This window comes from Streptomyces sp. NPDC126499, assembly GCF_040302485.1.
Taxonomy (GTDB): Bacteria; Actinomycetota; Actinomycetes; order Streptomycetales; family Streptomycetaceae; genus Streptomyces.
In genome coordinates this window covers 68,912-86,025 of the sequence record NZ_JBEOUO010000028.1, presented here as the reverse complement: position 1 = coordinate 86,025, position 17,114 = coordinate 68,912, and the positions used below count along the sequence as shown (strand labels likewise).

General features: G+C 73.7%; 16 protein-coding genes. 6 read left to right on the top strand and 10 right to left on the bottom strand.

Features of this window, described 5'->3' with window-relative positions; genetic code table 11:
• Positions 1 to 127 precede the first annotated feature (127 nt).
• Positions 128 to 1,726, top strand: a complete 1,599-nt coding sequence (locus tag ABTZ91_RS30155; RefSeq protein WP_352080386.1) for a serine/threonine-protein kinase — start codon at positions 128 to 130, stop codon at positions 1,724 to 1,726.
• Here ABTZ91_RS30155 and ABTZ91_RS30150 read toward each other — a convergent pair.
• Positions 1,704 to 2,516: an SGNH/GDSL hydrolase family protein gene (locus tag ABTZ91_RS30150; RefSeq protein ID WP_352080385.1), complete on the bottom strand. Its 813-nt coding sequence runs from the start codon at positions 2,514 to 2,516 to the stop codon at positions 1,704 to 1,706. The genes ABTZ91_RS30155 and ABTZ91_RS30150 overlap by 23 nt on opposite strands.
• A 192-nt stretch (positions 2,517 to 2,708) precedes the next feature.
• Here ABTZ91_RS30150 and ABTZ91_RS30145 point away from each other — a divergent pair, with 192 nt between their 5' ends.
• On the top strand, positions 2,709 to 3,827 hold the full coding sequence (locus ABTZ91_RS30145; protein ID WP_352080403.1) for a DUF5925 domain-containing protein: 1,119 nt from the start codon (positions 2,709 to 2,711) through the stop codon (positions 3,825 to 3,827).
• 23 nt (positions 3,828 to 3,850) lie between these two features.
• Here the strand turns inward: ABTZ91_RS30145 and ABTZ91_RS30140 are convergent, their stop codons facing one another.
• Entirely contained in the window at positions 3,851 to 4,225 is a 375-nt protein-coding gene (locus tag ABTZ91_RS30140) for a GntR family transcriptional regulator (RefSeq protein ID WP_352080384.1), read from the bottom strand.
• A 73-nt stretch (positions 4,226 to 4,298) separates the two neighbouring features.
• Here ABTZ91_RS30140 and ABTZ91_RS30135 point away from each other — a divergent pair, with 73 nt between their 5' ends.
• Positions 4,299 to 5,228 carry a GNAT family N-acetyltransferase gene (locus ABTZ91_RS30135; protein ID WP_352080383.1) on the top strand — a complete coding sequence of 310 codons (930 nt, stop codon included), beginning with the start codon at positions 4,299 to 4,301 and terminating at the stop codon, positions 5,226 to 5,228.
• Positions 5,209 to 5,706, top strand: coding sequence for a DUF402 domain-containing protein (locus tag ABTZ91_RS30130; RefSeq protein WP_352080382.1), 498 nt, complete (start codon positions 5,209 to 5,211; stop codon positions 5,704 to 5,706). The genes ABTZ91_RS30135 and ABTZ91_RS30130 overlap by 20 nt, the downstream gene beginning before the upstream one ends.
• Here ABTZ91_RS30130 and ABTZ91_RS30125 read toward each other — a convergent pair.
• The 5 genes from ABTZ91_RS30125 to ABTZ91_RS30105 form a co-directional block, all read right to left on the bottom strand.
• Positions 5,693 to 6,109 (bottom strand): DUF6299 family protein, encoded by a 417-nt coding sequence (locus tag ABTZ91_RS30125; RefSeq protein WP_352080381.1) that lies wholly within the window; start codon positions 6,107 to 6,109, stop codon positions 5,693 to 5,695. The genes ABTZ91_RS30130 and ABTZ91_RS30125 overlap by 14 nt on opposite strands.
• A gap of 77 nt (positions 6,110 to 6,186) precedes the next feature.
• On the bottom strand, positions 6,187 to 6,648 hold the full coding sequence (locus ABTZ91_RS30120) for a GNAT family N-acetyltransferase (protein WP_352080380.1): 462 nt from the start codon (positions 6,646 to 6,648) through the stop codon (positions 6,187 to 6,189).
• Positions 6,645 to 8,141, bottom strand: a complete 1,497-nt coding sequence (locus ABTZ91_RS30115; RefSeq protein ID WP_352080379.1) for a tripartite tricarboxylate transporter permease — start codon at positions 8,139 to 8,141, stop codon at positions 6,645 to 6,647. The genes ABTZ91_RS30120 and ABTZ91_RS30115 overlap by 4 nt, the downstream gene beginning before the upstream one ends.
• A 3-nt stretch (positions 8,142 to 8,144) precedes the next feature.
• The gene (locus ABTZ91_RS30110) at positions 8,145 to 8,687 is read right to left on the bottom strand and encodes a tripartite tricarboxylate transporter TctB family protein (protein WP_352080378.1); all 543 of its coding nucleotides are present in this window, start codon (positions 8,685 to 8,687) and stop codon (positions 8,145 to 8,147) included.
• Positions 8,684 to 9,667: a tripartite tricarboxylate transporter substrate binding protein gene (locus tag ABTZ91_RS30105; RefSeq protein ID WP_352080377.1), complete on the bottom strand. Its 984-nt coding sequence runs from the start codon at positions 9,665 to 9,667 to the stop codon at positions 8,684 to 8,686. The genes ABTZ91_RS30110 and ABTZ91_RS30105 overlap by 4 nt, the downstream gene beginning before the upstream one ends.
• 135 nt (positions 9,668 to 9,802) lie before the next feature.
• Here ABTZ91_RS30105 and ABTZ91_RS30100 point away from each other — a divergent pair, with 135 nt between their 5' ends.
• Together ABTZ91_RS30100 and ABTZ91_RS30095 are read left to right on the top strand one after the other, a co-directional pair.
• Entirely contained in the window at positions 9,803 to 10,477 is a 675-nt protein-coding gene (locus ABTZ91_RS30100; protein ID WP_352080376.1) for a response regulator, read from the top strand.
• Positions 10,478 to 10,648: 171 nt separating this feature from the next.
• Complete coding sequence (locus ABTZ91_RS30095) at positions 10,649 to 11,620, top strand: lytic polysaccharide monooxygenase (RefSeq protein ID WP_352080375.1); 972 nt, start codon at positions 10,649 to 10,651, stop codon at positions 11,618 to 11,620.
• On the opposite strand, the gene ABTZ91_RS30090 is transcribed toward ABTZ91_RS30095, so the two are convergent.
• From ABTZ91_RS30090 to ABTZ91_RS30080, 3 genes are all read right to left on the bottom strand, one after another.
• Positions 11,617 to 12,504, bottom strand: a complete 888-nt coding sequence (locus tag ABTZ91_RS30090; protein ID WP_352080374.1) for an alpha/beta fold hydrolase — start codon at positions 12,502 to 12,504, stop codon at positions 11,617 to 11,619. The two genes, ABTZ91_RS30095 and ABTZ91_RS30090, sit on opposite strands and share 4 nt — an antisense overlap.
• Positions 12,505 to 12,688: 184 nt before the next feature.
• A complete protein-coding gene (locus ABTZ91_RS30085) occupies positions 12,689 to 13,648 on the bottom strand; it encodes a DNA polymerase thumb domain-containing protein (RefSeq protein WP_352080373.1) in 960 nt (319 codons plus the stop codon).
• Positions 13,645 to 17,097 (bottom strand): DNA polymerase III subunit alpha, encoded by a 3,453-nt coding sequence (locus ABTZ91_RS30080; protein WP_352080372.1) that lies wholly within the window; start codon positions 17,095 to 17,097, stop codon positions 13,645 to 13,647. Before ABTZ91_RS30080 ends, ABTZ91_RS30085 begins: the two co-directional genes overlap by 4 nt.
• Between the last annotated feature and the right edge of the window lie 17 nt (positions 17,098 to 17,114).

Genomic DNA, 17,114 nt, shown 5'->3' with positions numbered 1-17,114 from the left:
TTGGACAACGATCGAACACCTGTCGAACCGTCACGAACCATCCTGCACGGGCGGCCCCCACCTGCGGGGCTTCGGCCGGGTGTGATCTCCGCCACCAAAATTCCGTCGGCTCGGTTACCGTGGAGTGATGACGCTCATCGCGGGTCGTTACCGGCTGCTCGACGTGCTCGGCGAGGGCGGTATGGGCATCGTCTGGCGGGCCAGGGACGAGCTCCTGGGCCGGGACGTCGCCGTCAAGGAGGTCCGCGCCCCCGCCGGTCTGCCGGCCGAGGACCGCGAGCGGCTGTTCGCCCGGCTGGAGCGGGAGGCCAGGTCGGCCGCCCGGATCACCCACCGCAACGTCGTCACCGTCTACGACGTGGCGCTGGACGACGGCCGTCCCTGGATCGTGATGGAGCTCGTCCGGGGTCTGACCCTGGCCGAGACGCTGGAGGGGGAAGGCCCGCTGCCGCCGCGGCGGGCCGCGCAGGTGGGCGCCGAGGTGCTGGGGGCGCTGCGGGCCGCGCACGCGGCGGGGGTGCTGCACCGGGACGTCAAACCGGCCAACGTCCTGCTGTCCAACGACGGCCGGGCGGTCCTCACCGACTTCGGGATCGCGGCGGTCGCGGGGACCTCGCCGCTGACGATGACCGGCGAGCTGATCGGCTCCCCCGAGTACCTCGCGCCCGAGCGCGCGCTGGGGCGCACGCCGGGGCCCGCGGCCGACCTGTGGTCCCTCGGCGTGCTTCTGTACGCCGCCGTCGAGGGCGTCTCGCCGTTCCGCCGGGAGACCGCGCTCGACACCCTGCGGACGGTGGTGGACGAGGAGCCCGCGCCGCCGGCGCACGCCGGGCCGCTGGCCCCGGTGATCGAGGGGCTGCTGCGCAAGGATCCGGAGCAGCGGCTGCCGGCGGAGACGGCGGAGGAGCAGCTGCGGCTGATCGGAGCGGGCGGCACCCCGCGTACGGAGCGGCTGTCGGCCCCGGTCACCGCGCCCCTGCCGGCCGGCTCCTGGGACGAGGGCCCCGGCGAGCCCGTGGGTCATGGGGCGACCACCACTCCCCTGCACGGGCCGGAAACGGAGCCCGCCCGCCGGCCCCGGCGGAGGGCCGCGCTGTTCGCCGTGCTCGCCGCGCTGCTCCTGCTGGCGGGCGCTCTGACGTACGCGGCACTGCGGGACACCGGCCCGGACGGGACGCCGGTGGTGCCGCCGGCCACGACGAGCGCGACGCCGACGACGGTGCGGCCCACGACGGCCGCGCCGACGACGGCGACGACGACCGCCTCGCCGAGCCCCGCGACGACTCCGCCGGTGTCGGTGCTGCTGTTCGTGCGGGCGGTGCGGGACAGCTACGAGGGGCCGTGTCCGCCGCCGGAGGAGGAGGCGCCCGCGTTCACGGCGACGGTCACGGTGGACCGGACGCCGGCCACCGTCTCGTACCGCTGGGTCACCGAGAGCGGCGAGGGCCAGGATCCGCAGTGGCAGACGCTGGAGTTCCCCGAGGGCGGTCCGGCCGAGCAGCAGGTGCCGCGCACGCAGTCGGACTACACGGCGGGCGCGGAGGTGAGCGACCGGATCCGGATGGAGGTCCGGGAACCGGTCGGCCGGCAGTCCAACTGGGTGGCGTTCTCGCTGAGCTGTACGGAGACGGTCCCGCCGTCGACCCCGCCGTCGTCGGCGACGCCGTCGGACGGGACCGCCTCCCCGGGGGCGGGCGGTCCGGCTACGCCCCGTCGGCCGCGTTGAACGGCGGCAGGTAGCCGCCGGACTGGCCGGCCGCGGTGGGGTGGTAGGACTCGCCGATGTTGAGCCAGTTGACGCTGTGCAGCCACGCGGCGCCGGAGCAGATCTCGTGGCCGGTGAAGGCGGAGACGACGCTCGCGAAGGTGTAGCCGTGGTCGGCGGCGCGCTTGGCGGTGGCCGCGTTGAGGTAGTCGGCGGCGTCGTTGATGGCGCGCCGCTCGTTCTCGGTCATGCCGGCGACGCAGCTGCCGTCGAGCTTGTAGAAGCGGGGGTAGCCGAGGACGACGACACGGGCGTGGGGGGCCTTGGCGCGGATGGCCGAGTACACCGAGTCGAGCTTGCCGGGCAGGGTGGAGTCGACGTACGCCTTGGCCTGATTGATACGGCTGATGCAGGCGGATTCGGACTGGAGTACACAGGTGGTCATGACGTCCGCGAAACCGGCGTCGTTGCCGCCGACGGTGAGAGAGACCAGGTCGGTGGCGGTGGAGAGCGGTCCGAGCTGATTGGCCGTGACATCACCCGTTCGGGCGCCCGAGCAAGCGGTGAACGCGAAGGAGGAGGGGGCGTTCGCGTTCTTCCAGAGCACCGGGAAGGCCTTGGTGGAGCGCTTGCAGTTGCCGCTCGCGCTGTCGTAGCTGCCGGCGCCGACGCCCGACGAGTACGAGTCACCGAGCGCCACGTAGTCGAGGGCGGCGGCGTCGGCGGCCTGGGCGGCTCCCGCCCCGGTGAGGGCGAGGACGGCACCGAGGAGGAGCGAGGACGACAAGGCCGTGAATCGGGACAGTCTCATGGAACCTCCCTGTAGCAGGATCTCTGCGTTACCAGGTAGTAGCAGCGGATCCGGAGCTCTGGAAGTGTCCATGCCGAGAATCGCTTGCGTGTTCCCCTGAATTACCCTCAGAAACCGTCGAAATCAGGCCACTCGGGGCGCCACGCGTGCCGAGGTCGAAAAACCGTGCAGCCGACGGCCCCGTGCCGGATCATGGGCGCCATGTCAGCCACCCCAGAGGTACCGGCCGATCCCCTGCACGCGCTGCCGATCCGGCTCAACGTCGACGACAGCGACTCGCCGTCCGACGTCGTGGACGCGCTGTTCCTCGGCCGCTTCGCCACCGGCGAGCAGCCGCACGCGCACAGCACCAGCCTGGACCGGGTGAAGCCGTCCGCGACCCTGCTGCCCTCGGGCGCCCGGCTGGTGCGGGCCGCGAAGGACGACGACCGCAGCGCCCTCCTCGCCGAGGGCGAGGGCTGGACCCTGCTCGTCTCCCGCTGGAGCCGGGGCGCCGACGTCACCGTCACGGCCACCGACCCCGCACTCGCCGAACGGGTCCTGAAGGAGGCCACGGACGGCGCGAAGGACGAGCCGGAACCGCAGCCGGAGAACGTCACGATGGGCTTCTGGTACGTGTCGCCCCGGCGCGGCCCGCACCGCACCACCCGTCAGATCGGGGCCGGCACCTGGGAGGAGATCCGGCCCAACTACACGGCACCGGTCGCCGACGCGATGGACCGGCTGATGGCCGTCACCCCGGACGACATCACGGGCCGGCTGCTGCTGCTCCACGGCCCGCCCGGCACCGGCAAGACCTCGGCCCTGCGGACCCTCGCCCGCTCCTGGCGCGACTGGTGCCAGGTCGACTGCGTGCTCGACCCGGAGCGCCTCTTCAGCGACGTCGGCTACCTGATGGACATCGCGATCGGCGAGGACGAGGGCACGCCCCAGGGACGCTGGCGGCTGCTGCTCCTGGAGGACTGCGACGAGCTGATCCGGGGCGAGGCCAAGCACGCGGCCGGCCAGGCGCTGTCCCGGCTGCTCAACCTGACGGACGGTCTGCTCGGCCAGGGCCGCAACGTGCTCGTCGCCGTCACCACCAACGAGGACCTCGAACGCCTCCACCCCGCCGTGGTCCGCCCCGGCCGCTGCCTGGCCCGCGTCGAGGTGGGGCGGCTGACCCGGGCCGAGGCGGTGACGTGGCTGGGCCGCGAGGAGGGGGTGGGCCACGACGGCGCCACGCTGGCGGAGCTGTTCGCGCTGCGCCGCGGGACGCCGGGCGTCGAGATGCCGCACCCCCGGGCGACGGACGCGGGCCTCTACCTGTAGGGCTCTCCTTCCGGCACCTGCCGTCAGGTCTCGTACGTCGCTCTCAGCGCCTGCGCCACCGCCGCCTCCGCCGCCTCCCGCGTCAGGCCGAGCCGGCGGGCCTCCGTCGCGTACGTGGCGGCGGCGGTCGCCGCCAGACGGGAGGCGGCGTCCGAGGCGGCGGCGACGAAGGTGCCGTTGCGGCCACGGGTCTCGATCACGCCGTCCGCCTCCAGGGCCTTGTACGCCTTGGCGACCGTGTTCGCCGCGAGACCGAGCTCCTCCGCGAGGCCGCGGACCGTCGGCAGCTTGTAGCCGACGGGCAGCTCACCGGAGCGGGCGCTCTTCGAGATCTGGGCACGCAGTTGTTCGTAGGGAGCGGTGGTGGAACGGGCATCCACGCTGATTCGAAGCGTCACCGCCCGATTGTGCACCCGGCCCACGGGAAAATGGGAGGCGGTCGCGCCCGCCCGCCGCATAGCGTGCGGGCCCATGACTGTGATCGTCCGCGATGTACGGCCCGACGACCTCCGGGACGCCGAGGGCTACGCCCGGGTACGGCGCGCCGCACTGCCCTGGATGCTCGCGACCGCCCGGCAGGTCGCCCACGACTGGGCGCACGCCCATCCCGACGCGCGGGACCGGCCGCTGGTCGCCGAGGTCGGCGGCGAGATCGTCGGCACCGCCGAGGTGTCGCTCGCCCACGAGTCCCCCGAGCCGGGCAGCGGCCTCGTCAACGTCTTCGTCCACCCGGACCACACGCGCCTCGGCGCCGGCGCGCTGCTGTTGCGCGCGGCCGAGGAGCACCTCGCGCGGGCCGGGGCGACGACCTTGTACAGCTGGGTCCTGGACGAGCCGGGCTGTCGCGCCTTCGCCGAGCGGCACGGCTACCGGGGCAGCCGCTCGGCCCACTTCCTGCGGCTGGACCTGACGACGGCCGAGCTGCCGCCGCTCCAGGAGCTGCCCGCGGGGGTCGAGCTGCGTACGGCGGCCGACTTCGCCGCCGACCCGCGCCCGCTGTTCGAGCTGGACGCGGTGACCACGGCCGACGAGCCCGGTGACGTGGACGCCGTGCTCGACGACTACGCGCACTGGCTGGCGACGACCTGGAACCATCCGCTGAACGACCACGCGCTGACGACGGTCGCCGTCGCCGACGGCCGTCCGGTCGCGTTCAGCGCGGCCCGCACGGACGGCCTGGGCCGCTACGGCTCGGGCATGACCGGCACCCACCCGGCCTACCGGGGCCGTGGGCTCGCCAAGCTCGTGAAGAACGACTCGCTGCACCGGGCCCGCGCGGCAGGCTGCACCGAGGCGCTGACCGGGAACGACGCCGGGAACGGGCCGATGCTGGCCGTCAACCGGTGGTTCGGCTACGAGATCCGCGCGACGGAGGTGCGCCATGTCCGCGCCCTCGGCTGAGCCGACGCTCTGGATCAGGCTCGTCAAGGCGGGCCGGACGAAGATCCGCTATCCGGCGGAGCGCGTCGCCGACGACGGGGTGCGGCTGACGGTCCGCGCCCCGTGGGCGGCGGACGGCGTACGGGACTTCGGCTTCGTGCGCTTCGAGCCGGGCGACGTCTTCACCGAGCACTACTGGCGCGACCGGTGGTACGCGGTGAAGGAGGTCCGCTCCGGTGACGGCACGCTCAAGGGCTGGTACTGCGACGTGACCCGGCCGGCCGCCGTCGACGACACCGAGGTCGTGGTGGAGGACCTGGACCTCGACCTGTGGGTGTCGGCGGACGGCGGCGAGGTGCTGCGGCTCGACGAGGACGAGTTCGCGGCGAGCGGGCTCGCGGCGGCCGACCCGGAGGCGGCCGAGCGGGCCCGGCTCGCCCTCGACGAGCTGGCGGGCCTCGGCCGGGACGGGATCGTCCGGCTGCTCAGCCGAGCGTGACGTCCGACTCCTCGACGGCGAGGAATCCCGGCAGCGGCAGGCCCAGCGCGCCCTGGGGGGTGAGCTGCATCAGGGTGGCCTCCACCCGGGCCGCGCCGCTCCGGTAGCCCGGCTCCTTCACGACGGCGCTGTTGGTCCACCCGTGGACCACTCCGTCACAGACGGCCCGGGTGCCGCCGATGCCGGTGGAGCGGTTCCCCTGGATCAGCGTGGAGCTGACGAAGACCGGGCCGGCGCTGTCGTCCATGCAGCGGTAGGAGCCGGAGAGGGTGACCGTGCCGTCCTCGGCGACGGTGCCCTGCGGGTCGACGGACAGGCCGTCGCCCGCCCCGGCGTGGGCGGTCGGGGCGGTGGCGGCGGCGGTGGCCAGCAGGGCGCCGGCGAGGGCGAGACGAACACGCATGGCGGGGGTTCCCTTCGGGGTGGGGGTGGGGTGCTGCCCGCCAGGGATACCGGATCCGCTTGCCTTATGTCCGAAACTCACCCCCTCGGGGGCGAGTTGAGTATTTTGCGGTAATGAATACGGTCGTACGGGCCGTCCTGCCGGCGCTCGGTGACCTCGTACCCGTACCGCTCGTACAGCTTCTGGTTCTCCCACATCATCGCGTTGGTGAGCAGCCGCACCTCGGGCAGGCCGAGTGCGCGGGCCCGGGACTCCACGAAGGCCAGCAGGCGGCGGCCGAGGCCGGTGCCCTGGGCGTCGGGGTGGACGGCGATGCTGTCGAGGTACAGGTGGTCGGCCTCGGTCCTGACCACGACGAGGCCGGCCACCGGGTCCCCGGCGACGAAGACCCGGCCCGCGGCCACGTCCGCCGCGTGGTCCGCCTCCATCGGGGCCGGCACGAGGCCGATCCGTTCGATGTAGTGGTGATAGGCCGTGTCGGTCACGGCCTTCACCCGCGGGACGTCGGTGGTCACGGCGAGACGGATGTCGTGTGTCATCTCCCCACGGTACGACGGCGCTTGATCATCCTGCCGAGCAGTGGCCAGGCCAGCAGGAGCACGACCACCGCGTACACCGTCACCGAGAACGGGGTGTCGACCAGGCCCGCCGGCGAGCCGTCGCTGATCTGGAGGGCGCGGCGCAGCTGCTGCTCGGCGGCCGGGCCGAGGATGACGCCGATGACGGCGGGCAGGACGGGCAGTCCGTAGCGCCGCATGCCGAACCCGATGAGGCCGATGACCAGCAGGATCACCAGGTCGAGGGCCTCGCCGCCGACCGCGTACGCGCCCACGGCGGCGAAGAACAGGATGCCGGCGTAGAGGTACGGGCGGGGGATGCGGAGCAGCTTGGCCCACAGCGGCGCGAGCGGCAGGTTGAGCGCGAGCAGCAGCACCATGCCGACGAAGAGCGAGGCGATCAGGCCCCAGACCAGCTCGGGTTCGCGCTCGAAGAGGAGCGGGCCCGGCTGGATGCCGTACTGCTGGAAGGCGGCCAGCATCACGGCGGCGACGGCGGTCGTCGGCAGGCCGAGGGTCAGCATGGAGACGAGGGTGCCGGCGGCGGAGGCGGACGCGGCGGACTCGGGGCCCGCGACGCCTTCGATGGCGCCCTTGCCGAACTGGTCCTTGTGCTTCGACAGGCGCTTCTCGGTGACGTACGACAGGAAGGTCGGGATCTCGGCGCCGCCCGCCGGGATGGCGCCGAACGGGAACCCGATGAGCGGTCCGCGCAGCCAGGCCTTCCAGGTGCGCCGGACGTCGTCCCGGCCGAGCCAGGGCCGGCCGACCGGGATGGGCCGGGCGGCGGTGCGGCGCAGATGGGCGGCGACCCACAGGGCCTCGCCGATCGCGAACAGGCCGACCGCGACGATGACGACGTCGATGCCGTCGGCGAGCTGGAGCGAGCCGAAGGTGAGGCGCTGCTGGCCGGTCATCTGGTCGAGCCCGACGAGGCCGAGGGTGAGGCCGATGAGCAGTGAGGCGAGGCCGCGGATCCGGGAGGAGCCGAGGACCGAGGTCACCGCGATGAAGGCGAGGACCATCAGGGCGAGGTAGTCCGGCGCGCCGATGCCGACGGCGAGCGCGGCGACGGTCGGGGCGAGCGCGACGAGCAGGATCGTGCCGGCCAGGCCGCCGGCGAAGTGGCCGATGGCGGCGGCGGCGAGCGCCTGGGCGCCACGGCCGGCCTTGGCCATGGGGTTGCCCTCGAGGGCGGCGACGACCGCCGCGCTCTCGCCGGGGGTGTTGAGCAGGATGGAGGTGGTGGAGCCTCCGAACATGGCGCCGTAGTAGATGCCGGCGAACATGATGAAGGCGCCGGTCGGCTCCAGTCCGTAGGTGACGGGGAGCAGCAGGGCGACGGCCATGGCGGGGCCGATGCCGGGCAGCACGCCGATGGCGGTGCCGAGGAGGACGCCGACGGCGGCCCACAGCAGGTTCATCGGGGTGAGCGCGGTGCCGAAGCCGTCGAGCAGGGAGTTCAGCGAGTCCATGGGTCAGAGCACTCCCATCAGCGGGCCGCCGGGCAGCGGGACCCCGAGGAGGTGGTCGAAGACGACGTAGGTGACGAGGGAGAGCGCGGCGGCGATCAGCGGGTCGCGGTGGAGCCGGCGGCTGCCGAGGGCGTAGGCCGCGCCCCAGAAGAGCAGGGCGCCGGCGACGGGGAAGCCGACGGGGCCGATGAGGACGGCGAAGCCGAGGAAGACGCCGGTGAGGAGGAGGACGGTGCGCCAGTCGCCCGGCTCGGACAGGTCGACGTCCTCGCCGCCCTCGGCCTCGCCCCGGCCGCCGCGCAGCACGTCGACGGCGAGGAGGACGGCGACGACGAGCAGGCCGGAGCCGACGACGAGGGGGACGGTGCGGGGGCCGACGGGGCCGCGCTGGCCGATGTCCACGGCCATGGTGAGGGCGTCGGTGATCACGAGGACGCCGAGGAGCAGGAGGGCGGCGCTGACGCCGAGCTCGGAGTGTTCGCGCGGCCAGGACCTGCGGGTGCGGGTTTCCGCGGTGGGCGGCGTGGGCGGGGTGTGCGTGGTCACAGTCCGAGCTCCTTCAGGACGGAGGCGACCTGCTCGTTCTGCGCGGTGAGGAAGGTGCCGAACTCCTCGCCGGGCAGGAAGGCGTCGTTCCAGCCGTTCTTCTTCAGCGACTCGCGCCACTGCGGGGTGTCGTGCAGTTCGGTGACGAGGCCGACGAGCTTGTCGCGTTCGGCGTCGGTGAGGCCGGGCGGGGCGACGATGCCGCGCCAGTTGATGAACTCGGTGTCGAGTCCGGCCTCGCGCAGGGTGGGCGCGTCGAGGCCGGGGACGCGCTCGGCGCCGGTGACGGCGAGCAGCCGCAGCTCGCCGGACCTGATCTGGTCGAGGTACTCGCCGACGCCCGAGACGCCGAAGGCCACCTTGTTGCCGAGGATGGAGGCGAGCAGCTCGCCGCCGCCGTCGAACGGCACGTAGTTGACGTCCTTCGGCGCGATGCCGGCGGCGCGGGCCATCAGCATCGGGGCCAGGTGGTCGGGCCCGCCGGGCGAGGAGCCGCCGCCCACCGGCAGCTTGCCGGGGTTCTTCCGCCAGGCCGCGAGGAGGTCCTGGATGGTCTTGTACGGGGAGTCCTTGCCGACCACGACGATGTCCTGCTCCATGGTGAGCCGGGCGATCGGAGTGGTGTCGGCGAGGGTCCTCGGGGACTTGTTGGTGTGGACGGCTCCGACGACGCCGAGGCCCATGGACATCGCCAGCCTGCCGTTGCCGCGTTCGCCGACGAGCCGGGTGAGGCCGACGGTGCCGCCGGCGCCGGGCAGGTTGAAGACCTCGATGCCGGAGGTGAGCCCGGCGTCCTCGGCGTTCTTGGCGGCGGTGCGGGCGGTGATGTCGTAACCGCCGCCGGGGGTGTTGGGGACCATGAAGCGCAGGCCGGGTATCCGGGTGCCGGTGTCGGAGCCGCTGCCGGGGGTGAGCAGCGGCGGCCCCACGAGCACGAGGAGAGCCGCCCCGAGCAGGGCGAGTGGGGTGCGCAGACGCAACGGTGCCGCCTCTCGGAGGGAGGATGGGGACGGATGTGTGAAGTGGCCCACATGTTGCCTGCGCGTTAAGAAGCTGTCTCGCTTCCGCAATCAACGGACGTTGTGGTCGTTGTGGTCACGCCCTACGTTGTCGGCGTGACGAAGGTGCTGGTGGTCGACGACGACTTCATGGTGGCCAGGCTGCACTGCCGCTATGTGTCGGCGGTGCCGGGCTTCGACGTGGCCGGGGTCGCGCACAGCGGCGCCGAGGCGCTGCGGGCCGCGCACCGGCTGCGGCCGGACCTGGTGCTGCTCGACATCTTCCTGCCCGACATGGACGGGATCGCGGTGCTGCGCGAGCTGCGGGCGGCGGGGCTGTCGACGGACGCGCTGTTCATCACGGCGGCGCGGGACGTCGAGACGATCCGCTCGGCGCTGCGGGCCGGGGCCCTGCACTATCTGATCAAGCCCTTCAGCCAGGCCGCGCTGCAGGAGCAGCTGCGGCACGTGGCGTCGCTGCAGGGCCGTCTGGACGAGCTGGCGCGGACGGAGGCCCGCCAGGAGGACGTCGACCAGATCTTCGGCACCCGTCCGCGCGGCTCCCGCGAGCTCCCCAAGGGCCTGGCCGCGCACACGGCGGAGCTGGTCGACTCGGTCCTGCGGTCGCACCCGGAGGGCCTGTCGGCGACCGAGTGCGCCGAGGCCGGTTCGCTGTCCCGGGTCAGCGCGCGGCGCTATCTGGAGTACTTCGCGCAGACGGGCCGCGCGGAGGTGACGCTGCGGTACGGGGGCACGGGGCGGCCGGAGCGGCGCTACCGGCGGGTGGGCTGACGGGCGAACGGAACCGGGCCGGCGGCCCTGTCTGTGGTGCCGCTTAGAGGCTCCTTAACGCGACCATAAGGATCGCCCGGAGCCGGTCACGGGTCCCGAATGCGCCTGTTCCGAGGGCTAGTTTGCTGGGCAACCCCCCACACCCCACCCTCGTGAAGGAGTCGTTCCCCCATGACCGCACGCCGTACGACCGCCGCCGTGGCCACCGCCGGTGCCACCGCCGCCGTGCTCCTGTCCGGACTCGCCCTGGCGCCCGCCGCCGTCGCCCACGGGTCGATGACCGACCCCGTCAGCCGGGTCGCGGGCTGTTTCGCGGAGGGCCCGGAGAGCCCGGATTCGGCGGCGTGCAAGGCGGCGGTGGCGGCGAGCGGGACGCAGGCGTTCTACGACTGGAACGGGGTGAACATCGCGAACGCCGCCGGGCGGCACCGCGAGCTGATCCCGGACGGCGAGCTGTGCAGCGCCGGCAACGAGAAGTACCGGGGGCTCGACCTGGCCCGCGCGGACTGGCCGGCGAGCCGGATGAACTCCGGCCCGCGCACCTTCCGTTACAAGGGGACCGCTCCGCACCGGGGCTCGTTCGCGTTGTACGTGACGAAGGACGGCTACGACCCGTCGAAGCCGCTGGCCTGGTCGGACCTGGAGGACAAGCCGTTCGCCACGGTGACCGACCCCCGGATGGAACGGGGCGACTACGTGTTCACGGGCACGGTGCCGAAGAAGTCGGGGCGCCATCTGATCTACTCGGTCTGGCAGCGCTCCGACTCCCCCGAGGCCTTCTACACCTGCTCCGACGTGGTCTTCGGGCAGGACGGCTCGCCGACGAGGGCCCCGGAGCCGAGCGCGCCGACCCAGGCACCGTCCGGGGCCCCGGCCGCGAGCCCCGCCGAGGAGCATGCCGGGCACGGCGGCCACGGCGGGCACACCACCCCGAGCGGCGCGCCCTCCACGCCGACGACGACCGCGCCGCCGACGCCGACGACGACCGCGCCGGCCCCGGGGGTCCAGGGGGCGGGCGGCGAGGAGAAGCTGGCGGAGACCGGTGGCGACGCCGCCACGCCGTATCTGGCGATGGGCGGCGCCGCCGTGCTCGGGATCGGCGCCACCGTGCTGTTCGCGACGGCGCGCCGCAGGTCCCGCTAGCCGAGGACCGACAGGCAGGTGGTCGGGGTCGCGTGGGCCGGGTCGAGGGCGTTGGCCACCTCGTGGAAGGTGACCCGGTCCACCGTGCCGATCGCCACGTGCTCGGACAGGTCGAGCGCGCACTTGTCCTGGATGAGGACGTTGGTGACGTCCGGGCCGGACAGGAACTGCGAGCGGTACGGGGTGACGACCTGGTCGTACCGGGTCGCGATGACGTGGTAGCGGACGCCGGGCACGGTGTCGCCGCCCTCGTTGAGCCGGGTGAGGAACGCCGATCCGGCGATCTGGTCGGCGAGACCCGGGGTGTTGGCGCTGATCAGGTCCTCGACGCCGGGGAAGTGCGGCAGCAGCGCGGTGAGTCCGAGCAGGGTGGTGCCGTGGTTGTCGGGGGCGATCCCGACGAGGGTGTTCACCTTCTCGGCGCCGCCGAGGAACTTCAGGTAGTGACGGGGCATCATGCCGCCCTGCGAGTGGCCGACGAGGTCCGCCTCGCGGGCGCCGGTGGCGGCGAGGACCCGGTCGACGTAGGCGTCGAGCTGTGCGGCGGAGTCGGCGAGGGGGCCGAGGCCGTGGAAGAACGGCACGTTCGGCAACTGCCCGTAGTCCAGGGAGAAGACGCAGTAGCCCCGGTCGACCAGGTAGGGGGCGAGGCCCAGCCAGTTGTCGACGGAGTTGCCGAAGGTGCCGTGGACGAGGACCACGGGGCGGGGGTGCGCGGCGGAGGGCTTGCAGGAGAAGTCGTTCCAGCCACGGCTGGGGGCTGAACCGGCGGTGGCGGTGGTGTCGGCCTGGGCGGCGGTGGTGGGGGCGAGGGTGGCGGCGGCGGTCAGCAGGAGTACGGACAGCGCTCTGACGACGTGCTTCCAGGGGCTCCGGGGCAGCATCGGGCGATCTCCTTGCGGCTCAAGGGAATCTCAGGGGGATTCGAGGAGAGGTGCTGTACGCCCTGCGGTCCGGACCACAAGTGGGGATGCGCTTCCCGCCAAGCTACGCACGGGTAGCGTGCGGTGGGAAGTTACGCGTCGGTAAAAAGTGCCGTGCCGGGCCGACGGGCGCCCGGCGTGCGGTTCAGGCCGCCAGCGAGCCCGGCAGCACTGCCCGCGGGCCGAACTTCGCCCGTGCCCGGTCCGCGACCTCCTCGATCCGCCGGGCCTTGTCGTCCGCCGGGTCGAAGGTCAGCTGGTGCGCGGCGCCCTCGGCGGGCCCGAGCCCCTCGGCGCGCAGCGCGATCCCCCGGACCCGGGCCCGCTGGAGCCCGAAGGAGGCGTGGATCGCGTACGCGAGCGCGGTGAGTTCCGCCGTGTGGGCGGTCGGTTCGCCGAGCGTACGGGTCCGGCTGGAGGTGCTCCGGTCCGCGTAGCGCACGGTCACGGTCAGGGAGCGGCAGATCTGCCCCTCGGCGCGCATCCGGGCGCCCAGTTCCCCGGTGAGCGAGAGCAGTGCCCTGCGGTGCGCGCCGGTGTCCAGTTCGTCGTGCGGGAAGGAGCGTTCGGCGGCCAGGGACCGGGAGACCTCGCCGGGGACGACGGGGGTGCGGTCGATGCCCCGCGCCCGCTCCCACAGCTCGCGGCCGGCCTTGGCGCCGACCAGCCGCTGGAGCACGGCGAGCGGCGCGTCCGCGACCCGGCCGACGGAGTCGAGGCCGTAGCCGCAGAGGGTGCGGGCGGTGGCGCGGCCGACGCCGTCGAGGGCGACGACGGGGCGGTCGCGCAGGAAGGCCGCCGGGTCCTCGACGACCAGGGTGGCGCCGGGCCGGGCCTCGCGGGCCGCCATCCGGGCCAGCATCGGGTTGGGGCCCGCGCCGATCACGCAGTCGACCCCGTACAGGGCGAGCGCTCTGATCCGTATGACCGAGGCGAGTCCGGCCGGGCTCCAGCCGAAGTAGCGCAGCGCGCCGCGCACGTCGGCGAGCGCCTCGCCGGGCGGGGCGGCCTCGACGACCGGGGTGAACTCCCGCAGCAGGTCGAGGAGCTGAGGGAGCATCACCTCGCCCACGGGCTCCAGCCTGAACCGTACACAGAGGATCATCCCGCGCTCCCCGGACTGCTGTGCCACAGCTTCCGCGACGGTGTCGCGGCGCCTTCCCCGGCCGGCCGGAGGTCGGCCCAGGGGTTCATGGTGTAGCCGGTGGGCAGGGTGATCCGCCGTCCGGAGTCGCCCTCTTCCGGCGTCTCGTTCCCGGGCCGTTCGGCCAGTCGCTCCGAGGCCGCCTCCAGGCCGCCCTTGGCCCGCAGTTCGGCCAGTTCGGCGAGGTTCCAGGCGGCGGAGCCGACCACGCTGAGGCTGCGCGGTCCGCGCCGCTGCACCACGCCCCGGACGAGCAGCAGCCAGGAGTGGAAGACGGTGTGGGCGCAGGCCTCGTGGGAGTCGTCGAAGAAGGCGAGGTCGACCAGGCCGGTGCCGTCGTCGAGGGTGGTGAAGATGACCCGCTTGCCGGAGCGGATCGGCGGGGTCTGGGTGGCCGCCTTGGCGCCGGCGACCAGGACGGTCTGGCCGTGCCGGGCCGAGCGCAGCCGCTCGGCGGAGATCACGCCGAGTTCGCGCAGGAAGGTCTGGTGGTCGCCCATGAGGTGGCGGGAGGCGTCCATGCCGAGGATGCCGAGTTCGGCGCTGAGCCGTTCGGTCTCGTCGAGGTCGGGCAGGCCGACGGGGGCGGTCTTCCTGCCCTGGGCGAGGGGGAGCTGGCCGCCGTGGGAGGCGGCTCCGCGCTGGAGGCGGTGGAGTTCGGTCAGATGGAGCAGCAGGTCGCGCCGGTTGGCGCCGAACGCGTCGAGCGCGCCGACCTGGGCGAGCCGTTCGGCGACGGGTTTGCGCGGGCGGGCCCGCTCCCAGAAGTCGAGCAGGGAGGCGTAGGGCTGTCCGGCCTCGATGCGGACGCTCTCGGTCTCGCTGATGCCGTGGACGTCGGCGAGGCCGAGCCGGAGGCCCCATTTCTCCGCACCACCGTCGGACACCAGTTCGATACGGTGGGCGACCGCCGACCGGTTCACGTCCAGCGGCAGCACGGGCACCCCGCGCCGCCGGGCGTCCGCGAGCAGCAGCCGCTTCGGGTACATGCCGGGGTCGTGGGTGAGCAGCCCCGCGTAGAAGGCGGCCGGGTGGTGGGCCTTGAGCCAGGCCGACTGGTAGGTCGGCACGGCGAAGGCCACCGCGTGCGCCTTGCAGAAGCCGTACGAGCCGAAGGCCTCGACGATCTCCCAGGTGCGGGCGACGACCTCGTCCTCGTACCCCTTCCGCTTCGCCAGCTCGGCGAACCAGGCCTTGATCCGCCCCTGCGCCTCGGGGTGGGACAGCCCGCGGCGGGCCTGGTCGGCCTCGTCGCGTCCGCAGCCGGTCATGATGCGCACGATCTCGATGATCTGCTCGTGGAAGACCACGACGCCGTACGTCTCCTTCAGGGCCTCCTCCAGGTCGGGGTGCGGATAGCGGGCCGGGGCGCGGCCGTGCCGGGCGGCGATGAACGGGCGGACCATGTCGGCGGCGACCGGTCCCGGCCTGAAGAGCGAGATGTCGACGACGAGGTCGTGGAAGGTCTCCGGCTGGAGCCGGCCCACCAGGTCGCGCTGGCCGGGCGACTCGATCTGGAAGCAGCCGAGCGTCTCGGTGGAGCGGATGAGCCGGTAGGTGTCGGGGTCGCCCGGCGGGATGGCGTCGATGTCCGGGCGGACGCCGGTGGCGCGCCCGACCTCGGCGACGGCGTGCGCCATCGCGGACTGCATCCGCACCCCGAGGACGTCGAGCTTGAGCAGCCCGAGGTCCTCCACGTCGTCCTTGTCGAACTGCGCCATGGGAAGCCCTTCGCCGCTGGTGGGCACGACGGGGGTACGGGTGAGCAGCGAGGCGTCGGAGAGGAGCACGCCGCAGGGGTGCATGGCGATGCCGCGGGGCAGCGCGTCGAGGGCCTCGACCAGCTCCCAGAACCTCTCGCGGCCCCGGGTCTCCTCCGCGATCCCGCGCAGCTCGGGCAGTTCGGCGAGGGCGGCGCGGGCGTCCCGGGCGCGGATGTGCGGGAAGGCCTTGGCGATCCGGTCGATCTCGGCCGGGTCCATGGACAGGGCGGCGCCCACGTCCCGTACGGCGTGGCGGACCCGGTAGGTCTCGGGCATGGCGACGGTGGCGACCCGCTCGGTGCCGAAGCGGTCGATGATCGCCCGGTAGACCTCGAGGCGGCGGGCGGACTCCACGTCGATGTCGATGTCGGGCAGCTCGGTGCGGCGCTTGGACAGGAAGCGCTCCATCAGCAGGCCGTGCTCGACCGGGTCGGCGTGGGCGATGCCGAGGAGGTGGTTGACGAGGGAGCCGGCGCCGGAGCCGCGGGCGGCCACCCGGATGCCCATCTCCCGTACGTCGTCCACGACCTGGGCGACGGTGAGGAAGTAGCTGGCGAAGCCGTGGTGGGCGATGATGTCCAGCTCGTGGTGCATCCGGTCCCAGTAGGCGCGCCGGTCGGGGCGGCGGTCGTAGCCCTTCAGGACCATGCCGGCGGCGGCGCGGGAGGCCAGCACGCGCTGGGCGGTGCGGTGGGCGGCGCCGACCAGGTACGGCTCGGGGAAGTGGGCGGAGCCCATGCCGAGGTCGTCCTCGGGGTCGACCAGACAGGCGGCGGCGACGTCCTCGGTCCGCTCCAGGAGCCGGTGGGCCGCGTCCCGGCGGAAGCCCGCGGCCTCGACGACCCGCTCGGCGGCGGCCAGCATGTCGCCGGGCCCCTTGAGCCACGCCTCGCCGCTGTCGAGCCCCGCACGGGGGTCGACCGGGACGAGGCGGCGGGCGGAGTCGAGCACGTCGGCGACGGGGCCCTGGCCGGGGTCGGCGTACCGGACCTCGTTGCCGAGCACCGGGCGGACGCCCTGCTCGACGGCGAAGCCGACGGTGCGGGCGGCGAGCCGCAGCGAGCCGGGCCCGGTGCCGGTGCGCCCGTGGTGCACGACCTCCAGGCACAGGGCGTCGCCGTAGCGCTCGCGCCAGGGGGCCAGCAGCCGCGCGGCCCGGTCGGGGCGGCCGGCGGCGAGGGCGCGCCCGACGTCGGAGCCGGGCCCGAGCAGCACGAAGAGCCCCTCGCCGCGGTGGGCGTCCCAGGGCAGCACGGGCTGTCCCTCGCCGGCGTGGGCGTGGGCTGCGGTGACGAGGGCGCAGAGCTCGGCCCAGCCGGTGCGGGAGCGGGCGAGGAGGACGGCGCGGGGCGCGGACTCGTCGACGAAAGCGCCGCCGCGCACGGGCGAGCGCCGGGCGGAGGTCCGCGGGTCGCCGGAGGGGCCGGCCGCCGGCACATAGGCCAGGTCCACGCCGAACAGGGGACGGACGCCGTGGCCGGCGCACGCCTTGGCGAAGCGGACCGTGCCGGCGAGGGTGTCGCGGTCGGTCAGGGCGAGGGCGTCCATGCCGCGCTCGGCGGCGCGCTCGGCCAGGCGGGCGGGGTGGGAGGCGCCGTAGCGCAGGGAGAAGCCCGACGCGGTGTGCAGATGCGTGAACCCCGACATGCGCACCTCCCGCACTC